The sequence below is a fragment of the Shewanella sp. HL-SH4 genome, assembly GCF_051164845.1.
GTDB classification, from domain to species: Bacteria; Pseudomonadota; Gammaproteobacteria; order Enterobacterales; family Shewanellaceae; genus Shewanella; species Shewanella glacialimarina.
The window spans coordinates 2,780,426-2,801,142 of the sequence record NZ_CP195037.1 but is presented as its reverse complement, the minus strand read 5'-3'; the positions used below and the strand labels follow the sequence as shown (position 1 = coordinate 2,801,142).

The following is a 20,717-nucleotide window of genomic DNA, read 5'->3' as shown; positions in this document are numbered from 1 at the left end:
GACAAAGTGAGTCCTCAAAATAAAAAGCCAGCAAAAATGCTGGCTTGAATAAGATACTAAATTGGAAAACTCAAAAACACTCTGCTCAAGTCTAATCCAATAATCAAGTCGAGTTAATTATGCAGCTTGCTCTGCTGCATTATCAGAGTGACGGATCAAATAATCGAATGCACCTAACGAGGCGGTTGCACCGCTGCCCATAGCAATAATAATTTGCTTATAGGGAATATTAGTCACATCACCTGCGGCAAACACACCAGGTATCGATGTTTGACCACGTGCATCAACGATAATTTCACCGCGTGGTGTTAAATCTACAATGCCTTTTAACCACTCCGTATTAGGCACCAAACCAATCTGTACAAAAATACCCGCTAGAGTCACCTCATGGCTGTCACCTGTTTGACGGTTTGTATAGGTTAGTCCAGTAACACGACTGCCATCACCATTCACTTTGGTCGTTTGTGCTTGGGTAATAATAGTAATATTACCCATAGATTTTGCTTTACGTTGCAACACTTCATCTGCACGTAAAATACTGTCAAACTCAAGCACAGTGACATGTTCAACAATGTTCGCTAAGTCAATGGCTGCTTCAATACCTGAGTTACCACCACCAATTACAGCTACACGTTTACCTTTAAATAATGGCCCGTCACAATGTGGACAATAAGCAACACCTTTACCACGGTATTCTTTTTCACCTGGTACATTCATTTCGCGCCATCTTGCGCCAGTTGCCAGTAACACTGTTTTGCTCTGTAATATAGCGCCATTAGCCAGTTCAACATCGAATAAACCGTTTGATGCCAACTTAACTACCTTCTGGTTTTCCATCACATCGACATCATAATCCTTAACGTGATTTTCAAGGTTTGCGACCAGTTTTGGTCCTTCTGTTTTAGAAACTGAGATAAAGTTTTCAATACCGACAGTTTCCGCAACTTGGCCGCCAAATTTTTCAGCCACTATTCCAGTAACCAAGCCTTTACGGGCAGAATATATTGCTGCAGAAGCACCTGCTGGACCGCCGCCGACAACTAACATATCAAATGCTGACTTTTGGTTTAATTGCTCCGCTTTGCGACTGCCCGCATTTTTATCTAGCTTATTTAATACTTCTACAACGCTGATAGCGCCTACAGAAAATGACTCACCATTTAAGTAAACTGATGGCACCGACATGATATTGCGCTGCTCAACTTCTTGTTGAAATAACGCGCCATCAATCATCACATTGGTAATATTTGGGTTAATTGCCGCCATCATATTCAGTGCTTGAATAACCTCAGGACATGTCTGGCAGCTTAATGACACATAAGTCTCAAAATGGTATTCACCTGGCAAAGAACGAATTTGCTCAATAGTGTCAGCGTCTAGCTTAATTGGGTGACCGCCGCTGTGTAATAAAGCTAATACCAGAGAAGTGAATTCGTGACCCATAGGCAAGCCTGCAAAGGTAATGCTGGTAGTTAATTCAGGGTTAATCACTGTCATGCTTGGACTGCGTAGTCCTGTAGCTTCAATACTGCTAACCAGTGCAGAGCTATCGACTATGTCTTGTACTAAGCTTTTAAGCTCAGCTGATTTTTTTGAGTCATCAGTTGATACCACTAACTCAACTGGATGTTTAAGATTCTGAAGATAAGTTTTCAGTTGATTTTTTACGTTGGTATCTAACATAACAACTCCTAAGAATGATATTTGTCTAAGGGAAACAAAGATTGGAAAAAATAAAAGAGTGCAAGGCTGGAGATTGCCAGTTAATGCAGGGGCATTAACTGGCTGGATATACTATCTAACGAGTCATCTATTTCGCGTTAGCAGTTAGCCTTAAATCTTACCGACTAGGTCGATTGATGGCGCCAACGTTTCTTCACCTGGCTGCCATTTAGCTGGACATACTTCACCATCGTGACTAGCAACATACTGAGCAGCTTGAATTTTACGCAGTAATTCAGATGCACTACGGCCAATACCTAGGTCGTGTATTTCAGCTACTTTAACTTGGCCTTCTGGGTTAATAACGAAAGTACCACGCAGCGCTAAACCATCTTCTTCAATCATCACACCAAAGTTGCGAGTAATAGTACCCGTTGGGTCACCAATCATTGGATAGGTGATTTTACCTATAGTGTCTGAACTTGAGTGCCATGCTTTGTGAGTAAAGTGAGTGTCAGTTGATACTGAGTAAACCTCTACGCCCATTGATTGAAGCTTTTCATAATGGTCAGCCATATCACCTAATTCTGTAGGACATACGAAGGTGAAGTCAGCTGGGTAGAAAAACACTACAGACCACTTGCCTAATAAGTCTTGCTCTGTCACTTCAACGAATGCGCCGTTGTGAAATGCTGTGGCTTTGAATGGCTTGATAGTGCTGTTGATAATTGATTGTGTCATGATTAACTCCATTGTATTAATTAACTTAGTAAGGTTTTTTAATGTGGACTTAGTTTTAATTTAATCTTGCTTTAAAACTGCGCCCTGTTTCGATGGAGTTAGAATACGCTGACAGGTTAATTATGTATAACGGATAAAATCTATCATCCTAATCGATTTTACAACTGAACCATAATCCGTTATCGATTTATTATATTGAATAGCAGAATGTTTAAAAATAGCGATTACTGCCAAGGCTCAAAACGGGTTAGCACCCTAGGTATATTAATATCTAATGCTTGGGATAAAGTTTGCTGGTTGGCTTTATTACTCATTGCAGCAAGCCCCTGACTTTGATTTGTAGCAAAAACAACCCAGTTGCCCCCGCCAGTTAAACACGCATGAATATGACTAAAGTGCATATGTAAGTGGCTGAGTAATGTGGTGTTGTTACGGTGTTCTTTCCAGCAGTTAAGTACCAATATCCCGTCGGCTTTAAGCCCTAAGTAACAATGCTCGGTAAACTCAGCGGATAGTAGTGTTGGGTCAACTCCCTTTTCACTGTAAATATCGACAAACAACATATCGCATTTCTTAAAATCACCAGCCTTTAGAAAATGATTCGCGTTTTGATGCACGACAGTCAGCTTTTTGCCTACGGGTAATTGAAAAAATCGTTTAGCGGCGTGAATAACCTGCTCCCTTAACTCTACGGCAGTGATTTTAATCGCCGCATCGTAATGACGTAAAGCGTGCACTAATGCGCCACCACCTAATCCTAAAATCACCACACTTTTAGGCTGCTTTGCCATTAATGCGCATAACATAGCTTGCACATAGGTATGCTGAGGGACAAAAGGCTCTGTTTTATCCATTTTACTTTGTTCATCATTATCACCAAATGATAAGACCCTAAAGTGGCCATCATCAAGCACAAATATGTCACCAAACTCATCGGCACTTGTGTGTAACACTTTATAATCAGACATATCATTCCATCTTTAAATTTAAAATAAATTAACTTTAAATTAATCAACAAGCCAAATTGCTTGAAAAGCCGTATTATAACTGATCACAACTGCATATTGAGATTGTATTATTTAGGACGTGTTATGTTGAATCAAACTATGATGGTGTTGCTGTATTTAGCGGTGTTTATCATTGCCCAAAATCAGTTAAAAAAGTGGATTAAAATTCAAGCCATTAAAAAACAGGTTAGTGAAGTGCGTAGCCGATTGGTGACGAGACTGATTTCATATTTTATGTTTTTTGTTACCTTGTCCGTTATTGCCATTTCATTGGGTTTAGGCTACCAAGAAGTGTCATTATTCGTCTCATCAGCATTCGCTGTATTAGGTGTGGCCCTGTTTGCTCAATGGTCTATTTTGAGTAACATTACCGCAGGCGTATTGATCTTTTTTGTGTTTCCGTACCGCATTGGCGATCGGATCAAAATTGTTGAAAAAGATGAAGATATGTCTGGAGTAATCGTCGAAATATCCTTATTTCATATTCTGCTTAAACGCGACTCAGGTGATGTAATGACTTACCCAAATAGTTTGATGCTCCAAAAAGGGGTGATTAAGCTAGCGAATGAGGCACCGACCAAACAAAAAATCACCGCTAAACGGGTTATTCCCAAACGGTTATAATAAACTAACCTCAATTGTAAAACGTAAAAGGCGCCTGAAGCGCCTTTTTGTTGTCTATCATAGTGTCAATTTTACGCTTTCGAGTGATTTTTGATAATAACACCATTAAAACAGAGAAGTTTAATTCAAGGTTCGCTGAAAAAAAGCCACCGCTTGCAAATACATTTGCATAGCTAATGCGGGGTCGTAACGCTCGCCTTCATCGCGCATAAAGGCGTGTTGAGCATTCACTTCTAACCAACTAAAATTAGCGTTTACTTGCTCTAACTGATGATAAATAGCTTTACGCCCTTCACTTGAAACATGTGGGTCTTGCTTGCCAAACACCATCACCAACTCACCTTTAATATCACTCGCACGGGTAAGCGAATCATTATCAGGCTTGCACGGTAACGTATTAGAATGAATATCGGTTGCATATAAACAAAATGCGCCCCTAATATCAGGATTCAATGCAGCACGAAACGCTAAGTGACCGCCAATACATACACCCATTGTGCCAACTTTATCACTGCAATAGGTTTGCGAACGTGCAAAATCAATTAATGCCTGGGTATCACTGTCATGGTGCTCAAGCGGTTTGGCAAACTTATCTTGGTTGCCTTTATCTTTGCCTGCATCATCATAAGCCAATACTGTCCCTATAGGATTAAGTTCATGAAAGACTTCAGGCACCAACACGACAAAACCATGCCCCGCCATGATGGCTGCGGTACGCGCTATTGGCGCAGTTAACTGAAAAATTTCAGAATAAAAAATCACACTCGCAAACTGCCCTGCTTGATCAGGGCGAAATACCGTGGTGCGCATTGTGCCTGTAGGCGTGGTAATATCATGTACTTGGGTTGAAATAATCATAATGCCTCTTGCAAAAAATTGGCGCCATAAGACGCCAATCTATCAATAATGAGTCTCTGTTAACAGAGCTCGTTGCCAGATTTGTCACCTGCTAGCAGCGCTTTAACATTATTCAAAGTGGTTAAGGCTATCGCGTTTAAGGCTTCTTCGGTTAAAAAGGCTTGATGCCCAGTGAAGATAACATTGTGACACGCCGATAAGCGGCGAAAAACATCGTCTTGGATTATTTCACTGGATTTATCTTCAAAAAATAATCCTTTCTCATTTTCATAAACATCTAGCCCTAATGATCCAAGCTGACCTTCTTTTAAGGCTTCCATTGCATCTATCGCATTGAGTAAACCGCCACGGCTGGTGTTAATGACCATCACCCCTTTTTTCATTTTATGAAAACTGCTTTGACACAATAAATGATGATTATCCGCAGTTAAAGGGCAATGTAGACTGATGATGTCGCATACCGGATAAATCTCATCCAAACTGACATATTCAACCCCTAAATCAGTAACCGCGGGGTTAGGATAGGGATCATATGCCAAAACTTTACAACCAAAACCTTGGAGTATTTTAATGGTCGCTAGACCAATTTTACCGGTACCAATAACACCAACAGTTTTACCAAACATGTTAAAACCAACTAACCCTGTTAGGGCAAAATTAGCATCACGTGTACGTTGATACGCTTTATGAATTTTACGATTAAGGGTTAGCATTAACGCAACGCTGTGCTCAGCGACAGATTCAGGCGAGTAAGCAGGGACGTTAACAACTTGGATTCCCAAACGCTTTGCCGCAACCAAATCAACATTGTTAAAGCCTGCACAGCGCATCGCAATGACTTTTGTGCCACCTTTGGCTAACTCAACTAATACTTCTTCACACAATGAGTCGTTAACAAAAGCACAAACAACTTGAAAGCCTTCTGCCAGTTTGGCATTTTGCATGCAAAGTCGATAATCAAAATATTCAATTTGTGCACCAAACTCTTTATTTGTGCGATTAAAGTGATGAATATCATATGTTTTAGCACTAAAAAAACCAATTCTCATAATATGTCCTACAGCTAAAGGCTTAACAATACTGCTGTATTTCTAGACTCACTCTTAGTTAAAAGCGCGTTAGGTCTACCAGCCAGTTTGTCAGCAAACTCAATTTTGCATCCAGTGTATGTGAATGACGCATTGTTGTCGTTAATAAGTCGCTACAAAAATCGAAAATGTGAGTAGTTTCGCCCTATTTATGGCGGGCCATAACAACAAAAAAGCGAGCCTGAGGAAGGGCTCGCTGAGAATGTAAATCGCCAATTGCAAAACAAATAACGGCTTATCTTAATGCTCTTTAGCGTATTTTGCTGCTTGCTCTCCGGCAATACGACCAAAAGTGACAATATCTGAAATCGCATTACCGCCGAGTCTGTTGGTACCATGCACCCCACCAGTAATTTCTCCAGCAGCAAACATCCCAGGAATATTTTTACCACTGACGCCTTTTACTTCGGTTTCAGTATCAATAACCACCCCACCCATGGTGTGGTGCACAGCTGGCGCCACTTCGATAGCATAATAAGGAGCAGATGCTAATTCTCGAGGTAAGTCTTGACGTTCAAATTGAGTATCTTTGCCCGCTTTAACTATTCCATTGTAATCAGCTAATGTTTTGGTTAACTCTGCGTCAGGCATGTTGAGTTTTTTAGCAAGCTCGTTTAAATCTTTGCCTTCATTAACTATATGTAAGTGAATATAACCTTCTATTTTACTCAAACTTTTACGCACTGAGTCATCAAATACTAAGTAAGCACTGGCACCTTTTTGATTTAAAATAGCAGCCGATGCTTTGTCACGTGTGGTTAGCTCATTAACGAAACGTTTACCATCACGGTTAACTAAAATTGCACCATTACCACGGACTGCTTCAGTCACCATAACGCCACCCACAGGTGAGTAAGTTGGATGCGCTTGTACGTATTGAAGATCTTTGGTTGCAGCGCCTGCTAACTCAGCAACATCTAATCCATCGCCAGTAGCACCAGCATGGTTAGTAGATTTAAAGCCTTTTAAGCTAGGGTCATACTTAGCCACACGTTCATTATTTTTAGCAAAGCCACCTGTTGCAATAACAACCGAGTCTGCATTTATCACGTAATAACCTGTGTATGCACCTTTAACTAAGACACCGGTGACTTTGCCGGATGCATCTTCAATAATGCGCACAACACGACTATTAAGCCTAATATCAGTATCACGGCTTATTGCAGCATCCCAAAGTACTTGTGCCACATGTGCGCCAACGCCTGCACCACCAGTGGGACGATGACTACGATTAACACTCGCGCCTCCCATACGGCCAACATCAGTTAAATCTGCACCTAATGCTGTCAACCAGTCAACGGAATCAGATGAATTATTCGCTAACACTTTTACCAATGCAGGATCATTAAGATTACCGCCCCCCTTCATGGTGTCATCGATCATAACTTGTTTTTTATCTTCAATTTTCAGTGTTGCTTGTGCTTTGGTTTCAGCCGCATTCATGCCCCCTGCGGCTAATTTTGTATTACCGCCAGCCACTGGTTCTTTTTCTAATAAAATAACTTTAGCACCATGATTACGTGCAGCAACGGCCGCCGCTAAACCCGCACCACCTGAACCAATAATAACCACATCGGTCGTTTCTTTTGCGCCTTTAGCAATCGCTTGATCTTGTGCTGTTTTGTCGGCATTAACTGGCACAAACTCACGCTGCCATTTCCCCGAAAATGGCATTTGATATTCAAAGCTATGGCAAGAGTCACAGTAAGTGACTGACTTTTCATGCCCAGAGTGACAGCTGGTACAGCTAACATCGCCAATTAAATGTGATTGATGTGGTGAAACAATACCTTCTCGCTCTGTTTCGGCAACTTCCTTTAGAGTGCCGTGACAACTGGTACATTGGGCATTTTCATAGGTTAAGTTGTCGTCAGTTGGCCCTTTTTTATTAACGTGACAAGTATCACAACTCCCCATTTCAGCATGAAAATCGGCTAAGTTTTCTGGTGCTGCATATGCAGCTGAACTTAACGCACCCGAAACCAGTAACGCTAATAGTGATTTTGTTGTGTGTGTTAGCATTATATCCCCCTGCCTTGCGGCATTAATCGTACAACTAACATACCACCCTCTAAAGAGGTACACTGCTAGCAAGGTCACACATCAATAACCTCATTCAATCTATGGATATATTTGCGTGTCAGCGCATTGTTTAACATAGTCAGATATTGATTTACCTCTCAAAAAATAAGCTGATTTCTGCTAATTAACTTTGGGGTTGTTAATATGATTAGAATCAACCGATGATAAGAAGCTTTAATGAGCAAACATGCAAAACAGCAACGGCTTTCCGAAACACGCTTTTGGTTTGAACGATTAACCAAAACGGGCCTTAGGGCGTTACATATTATTGGTGTTGTTGGTGCTGGTGGCGGCATATTACTGCACGTTGATAAAAGTTTATGGTTGCCTTACTGGATAATCACCCTGACAACAGGGATTTTGCTGATAACATGGGAAATTATCAGAGATTGGCACTGGCTGATTCAATTAAAAGGGGTGCTGACGCTTACCAAGGTTGGATTATTATTTTTGTTGATGCCACTAACTGATTGGCAGGTAGAAATTATTACTCTTTTAGTATTACTTTCGGTGCTGGTGTCACATGGTCCTGCTGGTCTGCGTCATTATTCAATAGTGCATCGCAAGGTTATCCATGGTAAAAAAGAGATTAAAGGTTAGTCTCTCATCAAAGGACACAGGATGCTCCCCTATCCAGAACAATATCGCACTGCGACGCCCCCACTAACAACCACTTTTATGGTGTTTTGGGCTTTACTGAGTCACAGTATCTTTGCCGATGCGAGTCCATTTGCACTTTACCCCCTAATAACGTTGTTTCCATTTGTTATTTTATTTCATGGTTATTTAATTTGGCTCGCAAAGGGGATGAGTCGATTAGATCAATGTTTTTATGCGCTAGTGCATATTCCATTAGCATTTGTGGTGTGGACATTTACCATTATGCTGGTCAATGGCGAAGCTTTTTCTTAAGTTAGCTTTTTATGATCCACTTGCATCTTATAAGGTGGATCAGTATCTTTGCCATCCTTTCATACCTCCCGCTACAGAGACACACCATGGCAGACTTTATCTACCAACCAGCAACTGAACCTTGGTTGGATATAATCCATCAAGATAAAGATATTATTGTGATCAATAAACCGTCTGGCTTGCTGTCGGTTCCAGGCAGAGAAGCGCAATACCATGACAGTGTTTTTTCTCGCGTATTACGTGATTATCCTAATGCACAAATCGTTCACCGTTTAGATATGGCGACATCAGGGATTATCGTCTTAGCCTTACGAAAAAATGCTGAACGAGAATTAAAACGTCAGTTTAGAGATCGAGAAACCCACAAAGTATACTTTGCCCGTGTAGCAGGCCATATGAAGCCATCAGTGAACCGTGTATCGCTGCCATTAATTTGTGACTGGCCTAACCGTCCCAAACAAAAGGTCGACCATTTGGTGGGAAAGCCCTCTGAAACACTGATTGACATTATCAGCTACGCTAAGCGTTCAACCCTAGTAAAATTGACCCCTATTACTGGCCGTTCACACCAACTCCGTGTGCATATGATGGCATTAGGTCATCCTATTCTTGGAGACGGTTTCTATGCAGACCCATTAGCAAAAAGTTTGGCACCACGCTTACTGCTACATGCCACCGAGTTATCTATAAAACATCCTTACTCGGCGCAGCCAATGCACTTTAGTTCGTTACCCAATTTTATAGAGCCAATCACTGAACAGTAATTTTGATAGTAATTACATAACTAAAGACGTAAATTAATGCCTATTCAAATAGAAAATAGGCATTTTACTGTGGATAGCTCATTTCAGCGCGACCAACTTGACAACCAAATTTTATCGGCATTAATGGAAGATGCACGTACGCCATTTGCCGAACTGGCTAAACGGTTTTCAGTGAGTGCTGGCACCATTCATGTCCGCGTTGAAAAAATGAAACAAGCAGGCATCATAACAGGGGCACAAATTACCGTTAACCCTAAAGCATTGGGTTACGATGTTTGCTGCTTTATTGGCATTAATTTGAAAAGTGCCGGTGATTATCCAGCCGCAATAGCAAAATTAAATGCATTAGATGAAGTGGTTGAGGCATATTATACTACGGGTAATTACTCCATTTTTGTAAAGGTAATGTGCCAATCTATAGATGGATTACAACATGTACTGATTAATCGTATACAATCAATAGACGAAATTCAGTCCACAGAAACCTTAATTAGCCTACAAAACCCCATCGTAAGAGCGGTTAAGCCTTAGAACAATTAGCTATAAGTTAATACAAGCAACATGCTATTCCGTATAATAAAAACAATAATTTTTTCCCCAACCGCATTACATTTGTTGCTCGGTTGTGATAAAAATGATTACGGCGCACTAGGTAGTGCAACATAATCATTATAAAAATATTACAATTACACCCCACGACCTATCTAACGGATTGTTATTCAATTCTTAAGACACACATTGAGGGTGACTTGAACAAGGAAGACGTTTTGAAGACTAAACTATCACTCGCAATATCAGCGGCATTAATTTCAAGTGTTACTTATGCAAGCACTGATTATACTGGTTTACAGTATTCTCCAGAATTACAATCCACTGACAATTATAAAAAATCTACTGTTAAAGCAAATGGTATAACAGCTCCTCAACGCTTTATTGTTGAACTGTCTTCTCCAGCAGTAGCTCTTTATCAAGGTGGCATTAAAAACCTAGCAGCCACAGCAATCGAATCTAAAGATGGTAAGATTGACATTCAATCGGCTCCAGTCAAAGACTACGCCTCATATCTAGCTACTGAGCAAAACAACTTTGCTAGCGCGTTAACTAAAGTCGCCGGTAATGCAAAAGTAGAGCGTAAGTTTAAGACACTATTTAATGGTGTATCTATTGCCGGCCAGGGCCTAACCATTGAAGCATTAATGGCAATTCCTGGTGTTAAGTCTGTTTACCCTGAAACAATGTATGAAGCACAAATGGATGCTTCACATGAGATAATCAATAGCCAAGCAATGTGGAATGCAGTTAACGGCATGGAAAATGCTGGTAAAGGCGTTAAGGTTGCTATCATTGATGGTGGTATTCGCCCAGAAAACCCAATGTTTACAGATGACGGCTTTGAAGCGCCAAAAGGTGCTCTTCCAACAGATGATTACTGTTCAACAGTTGATACCAGCTTTTGTAACAACAAACTCATTGTAGCTCGCTGGTCTGCTCCTACATTCCCAGTTTGTGCTGACGAATATATGAGCCCACTAGGTTATGGTGGTCATGGTACTCACGTTGCTGGTACTGCAGTAGGTAATAAAGTTGATGTAACTTATGAAGGCGTTGATGTCACCCTTTCAGGTGTTGCTCCAGCGGCTTACTTAATGGCCTATAAAGCGCTTTACAACAAAGAAGACTGTTCTGGCGGTAGTGGTTCTAACATTATGCTTATGGAAGCATTAGAACACGCTGTAAATGATGGCGCTGATGTAATTAACAACTCATGGGGCGGCGGTGCTGGTGGTGATCCTGCTAACAGTCCATACAAAGTAATGTTCGAAGCTGCCGAAGCTGCTGGCATTGTTGTTGTTAGTGCAGCTGGTAATGACGGTAATGGCGCTAAAACTATTGGTTGTCCCGCTTGTATCGAATCAGGTATTACTGTAGCAAACAGCACTACTGGTCGTTTTTTTGCTAACGCATTTAATGCTGGTGGCGAAGACTTATTAGCTATCCCGGGTTCGGATACTGTTTTTGAACTAGATATTACCGCACCAATTATTGCGGCTAAAAATATCAATGCAGAAAATGTCAATGGTTGTGATCCTTTTGCCGCTGATTCTTTCAAAGACGGCATAGCACTGATTTCTCGTGGTACCTGTAGCTTTAGCATAAAAGCACAAAACGCTATAAACGCAGGAGCTAAAGCTCTTGTAGTATATAATAGCGTTCCAGGCGCACCATTTACTATGTCAATGCCAGGTCAAACTTTTCCATCTGTTATGATTTCAAAAGCTGACGGTATTGCTATTGTTGACTCATTAGGTGACGCTGCTACCTCTGGTACGATTTCTGCAGAGATTAAGCGTATTGTATCGCAGGGCCTTGCTGATATGATCAACCAGTCGAGCTCTCGCGGACCGAACGGTAATGAAAATATACTAAAACCAGATTTAGCCGCTCCTGGAACAAATATTTTATCTGCATTCTCTCCAGATGATGGCGGAGAACCTTTTAATGCCATTACTGGTACAAGTATGGCTAGTCCTCATGTTGCTGGTGCTGCAGCCTTAATGGCGCAATTACACCCTGACTGGTCTGCAGTTGATATTAAAACCGCATTGACCTCTACAGCTACAATGGCTGGCATTTTAGATGATGACGGTGTTACGCCAGCATCACCATTTGCTATGGGCGCTGGCCGTATGGATTTAGACGCTGCAGCTAAAGCAGTGTTAACTTTCGATAAGCCTTCTATTGCTGCTGATTCATGTGTAGGTGTATGTACCTTCACACGTACAGTTAACAACAAAAGTGCAGAAGCAACATCATGGGCTTTAACTGCTAAAGCAGACTCTGCTGGCATCATGATTTCGCCAACGACATTGGAACTGGCTGCAGGCGCTTCTGCAACTTTCACTGTGACCGTTGACACTTCGTACAGCACTTACGGTGAATGGATATTTGGTAACATCATGCTAACTAGCAATGGTGGCAAACAAGGTGCACACCTACCTCTAGCTGTACTTGCTAGAGAAACTAGTGACTCTTCTTTAATCAACACCTTTACAACTGATGCAGATATTACCACTGCTGATGAGTTTGAAATCAAGGCTGTTGTTAATAACACTATGTTTAACGGTAATACCACCATCACAGCTACAGCCCCTAAAGGCACAAAACTGACAAGCAAAGATGATGTTATGGTTAACATGGCAGATGCGACTCAGAATGGTATGAGCGTTAATGAAGAAACAGGTGTAATTACTTGGGTTGGTAACATGAAACTTCCTAAGATGGTTTCAGCTAAAGGAACGGGTTCTTATCCAAATATTACAGATTTAGGTTTGTCGTTTACCCCAGTATGTGCTGATGGTTGTGATGAAGCTAACTTTGTATTTAATGTTCCTGCCTATAAGTATAACGGCCAAGAATATACTCAAATTACCATGTCTGACAATGGTATTGTTATCCCTGGTAGCAGCGCAACTGCTGGCACATATGCTAACAAGCAGCTACCTGATTCTGGCACTCCTAACAACATTGTTGCCCCATTCTGGTCTGATTTCGATTTAAGCGATGGATCTGTTGGTGATACTGGTGGCGGAGCAATGTCTATTGGTGTCGTAAATGGTAGTACTTCACAATGGGTTGTTGTTGAATGGAATGACGCACAGTTATATGGTGACACTTCAGGTGATCAATATAGCTTCAGCGTATGGTTTAAAACCGGTGCGGCTGAAGAAGTGACATTTAATTACTTCAAAGTTCCAACAATGCCTGCGGCACTAACAATCGGCGCAGAAAACATCGGTGGATCGATTGGTACAACTTACCACTTCAATGGTACTGGTGGAACTGTAGCTGCAAATGATTATGTAGAAATTTCAGCAGCTTCAGCAGGTAGTGTCGAGTTAGCTTACAAGGTAAAAACCACTGAGTTTAACCTTGGCCAAGCAGATACACTGGAGGTTGTTGAAGACAGTTCTGCATCAATGAATGTGCTTCTGAATGATACTAAAGTCGACCAAAAAGTGGCTCGAGTTCAAGTATCGGGTGCTGGTATGACAGCAAAAGCACAAAGTGTAATTGATATTTCAGCATCAGGCGATTTATCTAATGCTGCTATTACTGTTAATCCTACAAATGGTACAGCTGTTGTAACCTCAACGGGTGAGATAACTTATACACCTAAGAATGATTTCTTTGGAACAGATACACTGACTTATACTGCTGAAGATAATGCGGGTAATAAGATCACTCCAACTAAAGTAATGTTCAATGTTAGTAATGTTAACGATGCGCCAACAGTTGCACCATCTGCTGTTGATCGCCTTGTAAGACAAACTGTTACAGTTAACTCAAATGCTGCTGATATAGATAGCTCAGAGTTAACATATAGCTGGACTCAAACAGGAGGCCCTTCTCTTGCATTTGACCCAACTAAGGCGAGCATTAGTTTTGCTCCTTCTGAAGTGGGAACATATTCATTCAGCGTTGTTGCTAGTGATGGAGCATTACAAAGTAATACTGGAGAAGTAACTGTTCAATCTTTACCAAGAGATGATGATGGTGGTTCTTTAGGCTGGTTAACAACTTTATTATTACCTTTAGCGGCATTCCGTCGTCGTAAGCACTAATAAATAACCTTAGCTCGTAAAACAAAAACCAGTTGCTCCGGCAACTGGTTTTTATTAGTTAAGCTTAATTCAATTTATTCATCTTCATCTAAAACATCTGCATGAGATGTCGCATCAAACTGTTCTATTTCAGCAAACTTGCTAAACCAGAAACTTGAGCCAACCATTGTAAACTGACGAGTCAGCCCCTCTGCTGCAGTTTGTTGCAACTGCCTCACAATGCGTTCTGCTTCAGGGAATTGATACTCCGCTATTTGATATGCTTAGCTAAGACTCTAGAGTTAGTCTTGACGGTAAAATGCAGATAATAGAACTCTCGATTAAATGACTTTGACGGCTATCTATTCTTTTCTAAAAATTAGATGTAATAATCTCATAGTACAGTAAGAGCAGAAATAAAATTAAAGGAAGGGGTGTACTTGTATCAAGTATCACTAAATAAGCATAAAAAAGCCCCATTCAATTAAGAACAGGGCTTTAAATAATGGTACCCGAGGACGGACTTGAACCGTCACTTCTTTCGAAATCGGATTTTGAATCCGACGTGTCTACCGATTTCACCACTCGGGCAGTGCCTTTTAAGCTACATTTAGCTTTGCAAAGAAATCTTAAAAAAATATCTTTGCAAAACTCTAGTATTACTTCACTTAATGAGTATCAATTAAGTGAACAGAATTATACCCATGCTTATGACAATGGCAAGTCCTTTGGGTTGACTTTACTGACAAAAGTGAACAATTGCCTAAATTCTCAACGCTTCCTCAAAATAAGCTGTAAAAAACACCACTAATTTAAAAAGTTCGCTGTAGTGAGCAGAAGCTAATTTCTACCAGCTAGAGCGCATAAACGCCATAAAGATCACATTTACACACTGGTATACCTAATAATAGAGTCAATCATTGATCAAGATCAGTTTTGCAATTTTATTTCAGCATTATGATAACTGGGACTTCACAAATAAAAGGATAGCTATCATGGCATTTTGGTTAGATTTAATGTTTGGAAACCCAATTGGATTAATGTCTATGATTGTCATTTTTAGTACTTTGGGAATTGTATCTTACTTAATGTGGATGTTTATTGTGAAGTCTGCTCCAGGCAATGATGATTAACATTAGTACTGTAATATTATACCTCTTCGTTATTCTTAGTCATTTACGATAATTATAAATTTTGATCCATTTTAGGGGCTAATTCAGCCCCTCTCTTGTTACACAAACTTCTATAAAACAGAGTTGATGACGCCCTTGTCTCTAAAAATGAAGACTATTAAGCTGCATGTTTGCGAGGTTGTACCAGGCCACTGATGAAGTGAGGTCTGGTCTTCAATAAATAAGTCAACTCTTCTTGTGTAGGTTCTCCTGCAGGTAAACGTAGCACGTCACGGTTTAAATAAATCCTCGCAGGCATGGAGATTTTATACTCTGCTGTAGGACCTTGAATCGCATAATGGCGCTGGTTACCCAGCTCTTCGAGAATATTGGTATGCAATAAACTTTTAACTGCCAACTCATTTTGGGGCAATGCTAATATAGTTGCACCTTGTAAAAAGAACTCTCTCAACAACGCCCTTTCGGCAGGATCAAGTAGTTTTACTTTAGCTTCTATAGTTTCAACTGTTCTTTTTTGACGTAAATGCTGTATGGACTCATCAGCAACAAAGCTCACCAATTGACTTAAAAAGTATGCCGCCCCCACGATTAAAGCTAAACCAATCAGATAGTTATACTGTGCGACAATTTCAGCAAGGGCTAACTGAGACAAAAGATCTTTCGGGGCAAATAATAACCCCAAGCATAACACTACCAACCATAACATCGCACTCATGAAAGTACGCTTTGCATTACTTAAGCTAATTGCTTTAATCATCGCTTTTTTCATCACAGCCTCAGTGTCAGAAATTTGAACATCTAATTTCTTCAAAGCAAATTTAATGCCACCTTTAGCCGGTAAATTAATAAACATCAATATAATAAAGTTTGCTCTGAAATTGAAAAAATCAATATAAAAGTAATAAATTAAATATAGCTATAATATAAATTTTGAACTAACTTATTATATAAGCACTTAGATTAATTAAATAAATAAAACTATGCTGAAATTTTCCAACCAACTATTCACTAGCCCTATCGGTCGAAAGCTTATGCTTTCGATTGTGCTTTTTAGTTCACTTATTACCCTTCTTACGACTATTTATCAGTTATTTAACGATTACAGCAGTGATGTAAACCGTATAGATAGAGCATTCTCTAGTATCGAAAAAGTAAATTTAGAAGTATTAGCTGCCAGTATTTGGGTAATAGATGAGCGCTTAATTAGTACTCAGTTAGACGGTTTAAGCCAACTACCTGACATTACCTATATCTCAATTAAGGATGATAGCGGTCAAGAGTGGCAGGCAGGTAAGTATCATCAGACATCGACGATTGAGAAACAATTTGATCTTATTTACACCAATTCAAATCAGATAAAGGTAGGCACTTTACTCGTCCAAGCCGACCTGAACATTATTTACGATAGGCTTTATGATAAAGCTATCCTTATATTGTTATCAAACGCGATAAAAACCTTTTTAGTTGCTGGTTTTATTCTATTCTTGGTTTGGTTGAACATCACAAAACACTTACTCAAGCTCAGTCAATATTGTGAGCAAATAAGTTTGGATAAACCTTTTAATCCCTTAGTTTTTGACCATAAAAGTAAACGCGACGAATTTGCTATGGTGGCAAAAGCAATTAATAGCATGCAACAGCAAGTAAGAGCATCATTTGCCGATGAACAAGAATCGAAAACAGCATTACAAAGTGCACTGGAAGATCGAGAACGATTACTTAAACTTGAGCGAAGCTATAAAGATGAACTGGCTCGACAAGTTAAAGAACAAACCAAAGAACTAGAGCAGTCATTACTGATTTTAAAACGTGCTCAGCAAGTGCTTGTCGAGCAGGAAAAAATGGCGGCATTAGGGGGATTAGTTTCAGGATTGGCACATGAGATAAATACCCCTATTGGCATATGTTTAACTGCGGCAAGCTCTCAACTCTCTCATGTAGAAGATTTAATTAAGCTCATCCATAGCGAGCATGCCACCTTGGAGGAGATAAACCGTATTCTTGAAGAGTACCAGCAAAGTTGTGAGCTAATAGTTAATAATATTACTCGAGCCAGCACATTAATCCAAAAATTCAAAACGGTAGCAGCAGAGCAACGTTATGAGAAAAATACTCAGTTTAATTTGAAAAAACAGCTAGAAGACATTATCGACTCAACTCAAATTATGTTTTCACCACAACATGTAGATATTAATATAAATGTAGATGAAAGATTAGAAATCGTTAGTAACATTAACTTACTTAACCAAATTATTAGTAATATTATTTCTAACGCTTATACACATGCATTTAAAGGCGTCGAACACAGCCAAATTATGATAAATGTGGTAATAGAGTATGACAAAGTGAATATTGAAATTCAAAACAATGGTTTGAGTATTCCTGCGGATGTCGCCGAACGCATGTTTGAGCCATTCTTTACTACTGCCAGAAATAGAGGAGGAATAGGTTTAGGGTTAGCCGCAGCATTTAATGCCGCGACCTTGCTACATGGCAACGTCAGATATGAACCTATTTCACCATTAGGCGGTCCAATGTTTATTGTCAGCTTCCCTTATGAAAATGTACCAAAGTTTGCCGACAATACGTTAATTGTTGAGTAATTGAGTAATTGAGTAATTGAGTAATTGAGTCAGTAAGAAATCGCACAAACCAGCAACACTCTTACCAGTGAGCTATTTATAAAAAACAACCAATCCGGCGACTTGATCGCTATTATTTCGCACAAGCCTTAGCGGATATTTTAGCTAACACACGACTGGCTGCCATAAAACCGAACGTACCTGTCACCATAGTCACGGCGCCAAAACCTGAAGCACAATCCATTCTCATGCTCCCATCGGCTGTCGCTTTACTCGCACATACACTGCCATCAGCCTGGGGGTAAACTAAATGCTGAGTTGAAAACACCGCATCAATAGCAAAACGTCGCTCAGTATTTTTACTAAACCCATATTCTTTACGTAAAATCCCTCGCACTTTAGCTAATAATGGATCTTGCACTGTTTTTGCTAAATCAGTCACTTGAATTTGACTAGGATCGGTCTGTCCACCCGCACCACCAATAGTTACAATTGGAATTTTATTACGTTTACAGTGGGCAATTAATCCCGCTTTCTGTTTTACCGCATCAATACAATCGACAACATAATCAATTTGCTGACTATTAGAGGTATTATTTTCACGGGGGAAATATTCGCTCAGGTTGTCTAAGGTAATAAAGTCTTCAATTTCATTAACTTGGCATTCTGGATTAATGTCTCGAATACGTTTTGCCATGACTTCTACTTTCGATTGTCCCACCGTTTGAGCTAAAGCATGGATTTGACGATTAGTATTAGTCACGCATATATCATCTAAATCAATTAAGCTAATTTGACCAATACCGCTTCTGGCAAAGGCTTCTGCCACCCAAGTTCCCACACCGCCGATACCGACAACCACCACATGAGTTTGAGCAAAAGCATTTAATGCTGCTTGACCATATAAACGCCCTATACCTGCAAATCGATTCATATATGCTTCTGACAACATCACATGCCTTTATTCTGACTGACTTAACGAGTTGCCTATTTTAGCCTAGTCGCCGTCAAAGCTAAATGACCTAGGTTTATATAATCACTATTCGAACAAGCCTAAATATCGTCGCTTCATAGATGTTACAAAAGTCAAAAATTAAATATAAAAAACTCTAAATAACAATAGCTTAAAAAATTAAGATACGAGTCCATATTTACAGCTCAATGCTTTAGTTTTAGCTATGCCATTAATGTCGGTCATGAATCGCTAAATAACAGTTCAAACTCATTTTTGCCTTTAAAAAAATACATCACTTAATTTAACAACTGCTAAACTACATTGTTACTCATTGAATTTGCTATCAGTAATTGATCGTGACCAAGGCAACTTAAGCGCTCAGAAGATGTGCTGATAATCTTTTTTAAAGAACAGTGACACAGTGAAAATACTTAATACAATATAAAAACAGCAATAAAACACCTTTCCAGCTCAGTTTTAGATATAAAAAATAACTTAAGGTCTAAAAGTTTGATCTCTACCACAAACTAAGCTTAGCAAAACTGTAAAATCTCAAATCAGATTGTTACATGCCACTTTTTGGCATTAATTACTATTAAAACCATTCTTAAAATGGAATCATAGAACGTTAAGTTCTGGGAGTTTGAAAGATGAAAAAAACCTTACTATCTGCATCAGTTGCGTCTGTTTTGGCTATTACCTCATTTGGTGCACTTGCTGATGGCCCTGATTTTTACGGTCGTTTAGATTTATCGCTTACTAACTCAGATGCTGGCTCAACCTTACAAAGTGGTACTAATGGCGTAACTGTGGGTGAAAGCGGCACTTATTTAGAGAACAACTTTTCTAATGTTGGCGTGAAAGGTAGCGAGAAAATTGCTAATGGTGTTGAAGTGTTATACCAAATGGAATTTCAAGTCGAAAATACTTCTAATTCAGGCGATACGTTCAAAGCCCGTAATACATTTTTAGGTATCAAAACTTCAGCGGGTTCTGTTTTAGTCGGTCGTAACGACACGGTATTTAAACAATCTGAAGGTGGTGTTGATTTATTTGGCAACTCCAACGCTGATATCGACCGTATCGTCAGCGGCCAAACTCGTAGCGCTGATGGTATATGGTACTACTCTCCAGTTATTGCAGACCTCATCACCCTTAATGCAACCTATTTAATGGAAGATAACCAAGCTTCTGATGACGCTCAGTATGCATTAAGTGTCACCTTAGGTGATAAAGGCTTGTCTAAGCAAAATTACTATGTCGCTGGTGCTTATAACAAAGCTATTGGTGGCGTTGATGCTTACCGTGCTGTAGGTCAAGTTAAGTTTGGCGATTTCAAAGTGGGCGGTTTATTCCAAAACTCTGAAAGCGTAACTGACAGCAACATTGACGGTAACACATATTTTGTCAACGCGGTTTACAACTTAAATGGTGTTAACTTGAAAGTTGAATATGGTCAAGATGAAGCTGGTTTTGGTAAGTACTACAAAGCCTTAGGTCAAGCAGGTGCTGATGATATCAACGTACAAAATATCACAGTGGGTGCTGATTATCGCGTAGCCAAATCGACGTTATTATTCGCCCATTATGCTATGTATGAAGGTGACTACACTGAAACTAACGTTAAAACGGATCTAAAAGATGACAACGTATTCACCGTTGGTGTGCGTTACGATTTCTAATATCCATTAATGATTAATATAAAGGC

At 39.8% G+C, this 20,717-nt stretch carries 18 protein-coding genes and 1 tRNA gene; 9 read left to right on the top strand and 10 right to left on the bottom strand.

Features of this window, described 5'->3' with window-relative positions; all coding sequences use genetic code 11:
* Window positions 1-117: 117 nt before the first annotated feature.
* The 3 genes from ahpF to ACRWQL_RS13245 form a co-directional block, all read right to left on the bottom strand.
* Window positions 118-1,683, bottom strand: a complete 1,566-nt coding sequence (ahpF, locus tag ACRWQL_RS13255; protein ID WP_434939194.1) for an alkyl hydroperoxide reductase subunit F — start codon at window positions 1,681-1,683, stop codon at window positions 118-120.
* Between the two features lie 150 nt (window positions 1,684-1,833).
* Window positions 1,834-2,403, bottom strand: a complete 570-nt coding sequence (gene ahpC / locus ACRWQL_RS13250) for an alkyl hydroperoxide reductase subunit C (protein ID WP_434927205.1) — start codon at window positions 2,401-2,403, stop codon at window positions 1,834-1,836.
* 224 nt (window positions 2,404-2,627) lie between these two features.
* Complete coding sequence (locus ACRWQL_RS13245) at window positions 2,628-3,371, bottom strand: spermidine synthase (RefSeq protein ID WP_434950440.1); 744 nt, start codon at window positions 3,369-3,371, stop codon at window positions 2,628-2,630.
* A 123-nt stretch (window positions 3,372-3,494) separates the two neighbouring features.
* Here ACRWQL_RS13245 and ACRWQL_RS13240 point away from each other — a divergent pair, with 123 nt between their 5' ends.
* Window positions 3,495-4,034 carry a mechanosensitive ion channel domain-containing protein gene (locus ACRWQL_RS13240; RefSeq protein WP_434950439.1) on the top strand — a complete coding sequence of 180 codons (540 nt, stop codon included), beginning with the start codon at window positions 3,495-3,497 and terminating at the stop codon, window positions 4,032-4,034.
* A gap of 120 nt (window positions 4,035-4,154) precedes the next feature.
* On the opposite strand, the gene ACRWQL_RS13235 is transcribed toward ACRWQL_RS13240, so the two are convergent.
* The 3 genes from ACRWQL_RS13235 to ACRWQL_RS13225 form a co-directional block, all read right to left on the bottom strand.
* Window positions 4,155-4,892, bottom strand: coding sequence for a dienelactone hydrolase family protein (locus ACRWQL_RS13235; protein ID WP_434950437.1), 738 nt, complete (start codon window positions 4,890-4,892; stop codon window positions 4,155-4,157).
* Window positions 4,893-4,951: 59 nt separating this feature from the next.
* Window positions 4,952-5,941 carry a 2-hydroxyacid dehydrogenase gene (locus ACRWQL_RS13230; protein WP_434950435.1) on the bottom strand — a complete coding sequence of 330 codons (990 nt, stop codon included), beginning with the start codon at window positions 5,939-5,941 and terminating at the stop codon, window positions 4,952-4,954.
* A gap of 279 nt (window positions 5,942-6,220) precedes the next feature.
* Window positions 6,221-8,002, bottom strand: a complete 1,782-nt coding sequence (locus tag ACRWQL_RS13225) for a flavocytochrome c (protein WP_434950433.1) — start codon at window positions 8,000-8,002, stop codon at window positions 6,221-6,223.
* Between the two features lie 237 nt (window positions 8,003-8,239).
* Here ACRWQL_RS13225 and ACRWQL_RS13220 point away from each other — a divergent pair, with 237 nt between their 5' ends.
* The 5 genes from ACRWQL_RS13220 to ACRWQL_RS13200 all read left to right on the top strand — a co-directional run bounded on the left by ACRWQL_RS13220 (window position 8,240) and on the right by ACRWQL_RS13200 (window position 14,360).
* A complete protein-coding gene (locus ACRWQL_RS13220; RefSeq protein ID WP_434950431.1) occupies window positions 8,240-8,662 on the top strand; it encodes a hypothetical protein in 423 nt (140 codons plus the stop codon).
* Window positions 8,663-8,683: 21 nt separating this feature from the next.
* Complete coding sequence (locus ACRWQL_RS13215; RefSeq protein WP_434950429.1) at window positions 8,684-8,974, top strand: hypothetical protein; 291 nt, start codon at window positions 8,684-8,686, stop codon at window positions 8,972-8,974.
* Between the two features lie 86 nt (window positions 8,975-9,060).
* Window positions 9,061-9,738: a bifunctional tRNA pseudouridine(32) synthase/23S rRNA pseudouridine(746) synthase RluA gene (rluA, locus tag ACRWQL_RS13210; protein ID WP_434950427.1), complete on the top strand. Its 678-nt coding sequence runs from the start codon at window positions 9,061-9,063 to the stop codon at window positions 9,736-9,738.
* A 69-nt stretch (window positions 9,739-9,807) separates the two neighbouring features.
* Window positions 9,808-10,269, top strand: a complete 462-nt coding sequence (gene asnC / locus ACRWQL_RS13205; RefSeq protein ID WP_235088016.1) for a transcriptional regulator AsnC — start codon at window positions 9,808-9,810, stop codon at window positions 10,267-10,269.
* Window positions 10,270-10,505: 236 nt separating this feature from the next.
* Window positions 10,506-14,360, top strand: a complete 3,855-nt coding sequence (locus ACRWQL_RS13200; RefSeq protein ID WP_434950425.1) for a S8 family serine peptidase — start codon at window positions 10,506-10,508, stop codon at window positions 14,358-14,360.
* 74 nt (window positions 14,361-14,434) lie between these two features.
* On the opposite strand, the gene ACRWQL_RS13195 is transcribed toward ACRWQL_RS13200, so the two are convergent.
* Together ACRWQL_RS13195 and ACRWQL_RS13190 are read right to left on the bottom strand one after the other, a co-directional pair.
* Window positions 14,435-14,569, bottom strand: a complete 135-nt coding sequence (locus ACRWQL_RS13195; protein ID WP_434950424.1) for a hypothetical protein — start codon at window positions 14,567-14,569, stop codon at window positions 14,435-14,437.
* A gap of 276 nt (window positions 14,570-14,845) precedes the next feature.
* Window positions 14,846-14,930: transfer RNA gene (locus ACRWQL_RS13190), tRNA-Leu, on the bottom strand.
* 404 nt (window positions 14,931-15,334) lie between these two features.
* On the opposite strand from ACRWQL_RS13190, the gene ACRWQL_RS13185 reads away from it, so the two are divergent.
* Window positions 15,335-15,472: a DUF3149 domain-containing protein gene (locus tag ACRWQL_RS13185; RefSeq protein WP_434939202.1), complete on the top strand. Its 138-nt coding sequence runs from the start codon at window positions 15,335-15,337 to the stop codon at window positions 15,470-15,472.
* A 157-nt stretch (window positions 15,473-15,629) separates the two neighbouring features.
* Here the strand turns inward: ACRWQL_RS13185 and ACRWQL_RS13180 are convergent, their stop codons facing one another.
* A complete protein-coding gene (locus tag ACRWQL_RS13180; RefSeq protein WP_434931960.1) occupies window positions 15,630-16,241 on the bottom strand; it encodes a superinfection exclusion B family protein in 612 nt (203 codons plus the stop codon).
* Between the two features lie 211 nt (window positions 16,242-16,452).
* On the opposite strand from ACRWQL_RS13180, the gene ACRWQL_RS13175 reads away from it, so the two are divergent.
* Entirely contained in the window at window positions 16,453-18,075 is a 1,623-nt protein-coding gene (locus ACRWQL_RS13175; protein WP_434950422.1) for an ATP-binding protein, read from the top strand.
* Window positions 18,076-18,187: 112 nt separating this feature from the next.
* Here ACRWQL_RS13175 and tcdA read toward each other — a convergent pair whose 3' ends face one another.
* Window positions 18,188-19,003: a tRNA cyclic N6-threonylcarbamoyladenosine(37) synthase TcdA gene (gene tcdA / locus ACRWQL_RS13170; protein ID WP_434953384.1), complete on the bottom strand. Its 816-nt coding sequence runs from the start codon at window positions 19,001-19,003 to the stop codon at window positions 18,188-18,190.
* Between the two features lie 656 nt (window positions 19,004-19,659).
* On the opposite strand from tcdA, the gene ACRWQL_RS13165 reads away from it, so the two are divergent.
* Window positions 19,660-20,691 (top strand): porin, encoded by a 1,032-nt coding sequence (locus ACRWQL_RS13165; protein WP_434950420.1) that lies wholly within the window; start codon window positions 19,660-19,662, stop codon window positions 20,689-20,691.
* The last annotated feature ends 26 nt before the right edge of the window (window positions 20,692-20,717 follow it).

Excerpts from the sequence above, each read along its gene's own strand:
- ahpC (WP_434927205.1), bottom strand. The coding sequence starts at position 2,403 with ATGACACAATCAATTATCAACAGCACTATCAAGCCATTCAAAGCCACA.
- ACRWQL_RS13175 (WP_434950422.1), top strand. The coding sequence starts at position 16,453 with ATGCTGAAATTTTCCAACCAACTATTCACTAGCCCTATCGGTCGAAAG.
- ACRWQL_RS13165 (WP_434950420.1), top strand. The coding sequence starts at position 19,660 with ATGAAAAAAACCTTACTATCTGCATCAGTTGCGTCTGTTTTGGCTATT.
- ACRWQL_RS13185 (WP_434939202.1), top strand. The coding sequence starts at position 15,335 with ATGGCATTTTGGTTAGATTTAATGTTTGGAAACCCAATTGGATTAATG.
- rluA (WP_434950427.1), top strand. The coding sequence starts at position 9,061 with ATGGCAGACTTTATCTACCAACCAGCAACTGAACCTTGGTTGGATATA.
- ACRWQL_RS13180 (WP_434931960.1), bottom strand. The coding sequence starts at position 16,241 with ATGAAAAAAGCGATGATTAAAGCAATTAGCTTAAGTAATGCAAAGCGT.
- ACRWQL_RS13240 (WP_434950439.1), top strand. The coding sequence starts at position 3,495 with ATGTTGAATCAAACTATGATGGTGTTGCTGTATTTAGCGGTGTTTATC.
- ACRWQL_RS13215 (WP_434950429.1), top strand. The coding sequence starts at position 8,684 with ATGCTCCCCTATCCAGAACAATATCGCACTGCGACGCCCCCACTAACA.
- ACRWQL_RS13245 (WP_434950440.1), bottom strand. The coding sequence starts at position 3,371 with ATGTCTGATTATAAAGTGTTACACACAAGTGCCGATGAGTTTGGTGAC.
- ACRWQL_RS13235 (WP_434950437.1), bottom strand. The coding sequence starts at position 4,892 with ATGATTATTTCAACCCAAGTACATGATATTACCACGCCTACAGGCACA.
- ACRWQL_RS13230 (WP_434950435.1), bottom strand. The coding sequence starts at position 5,941 with ATGAGAATTGGTTTTTTTAGTGCTAAAACATATGATATTCATCACTTT.
- ACRWQL_RS13220 (WP_434950431.1), top strand. The coding sequence starts at position 8,240 with ATGAGCAAACATGCAAAACAGCAACGGCTTTCCGAAACACGCTTTTGG.
- ACRWQL_RS13225 (WP_434950433.1), bottom strand. The coding sequence starts at position 8,002 with ATGCTAACACACACAACAAAATCACTATTAGCGTTACTGGTTTCGGGT.
- ahpF (WP_434939194.1), bottom strand. The coding sequence starts at position 1,683 with ATGTTAGATACCAACGTAAAAAATCAACTGAAAACTTATCTTCAGAAT.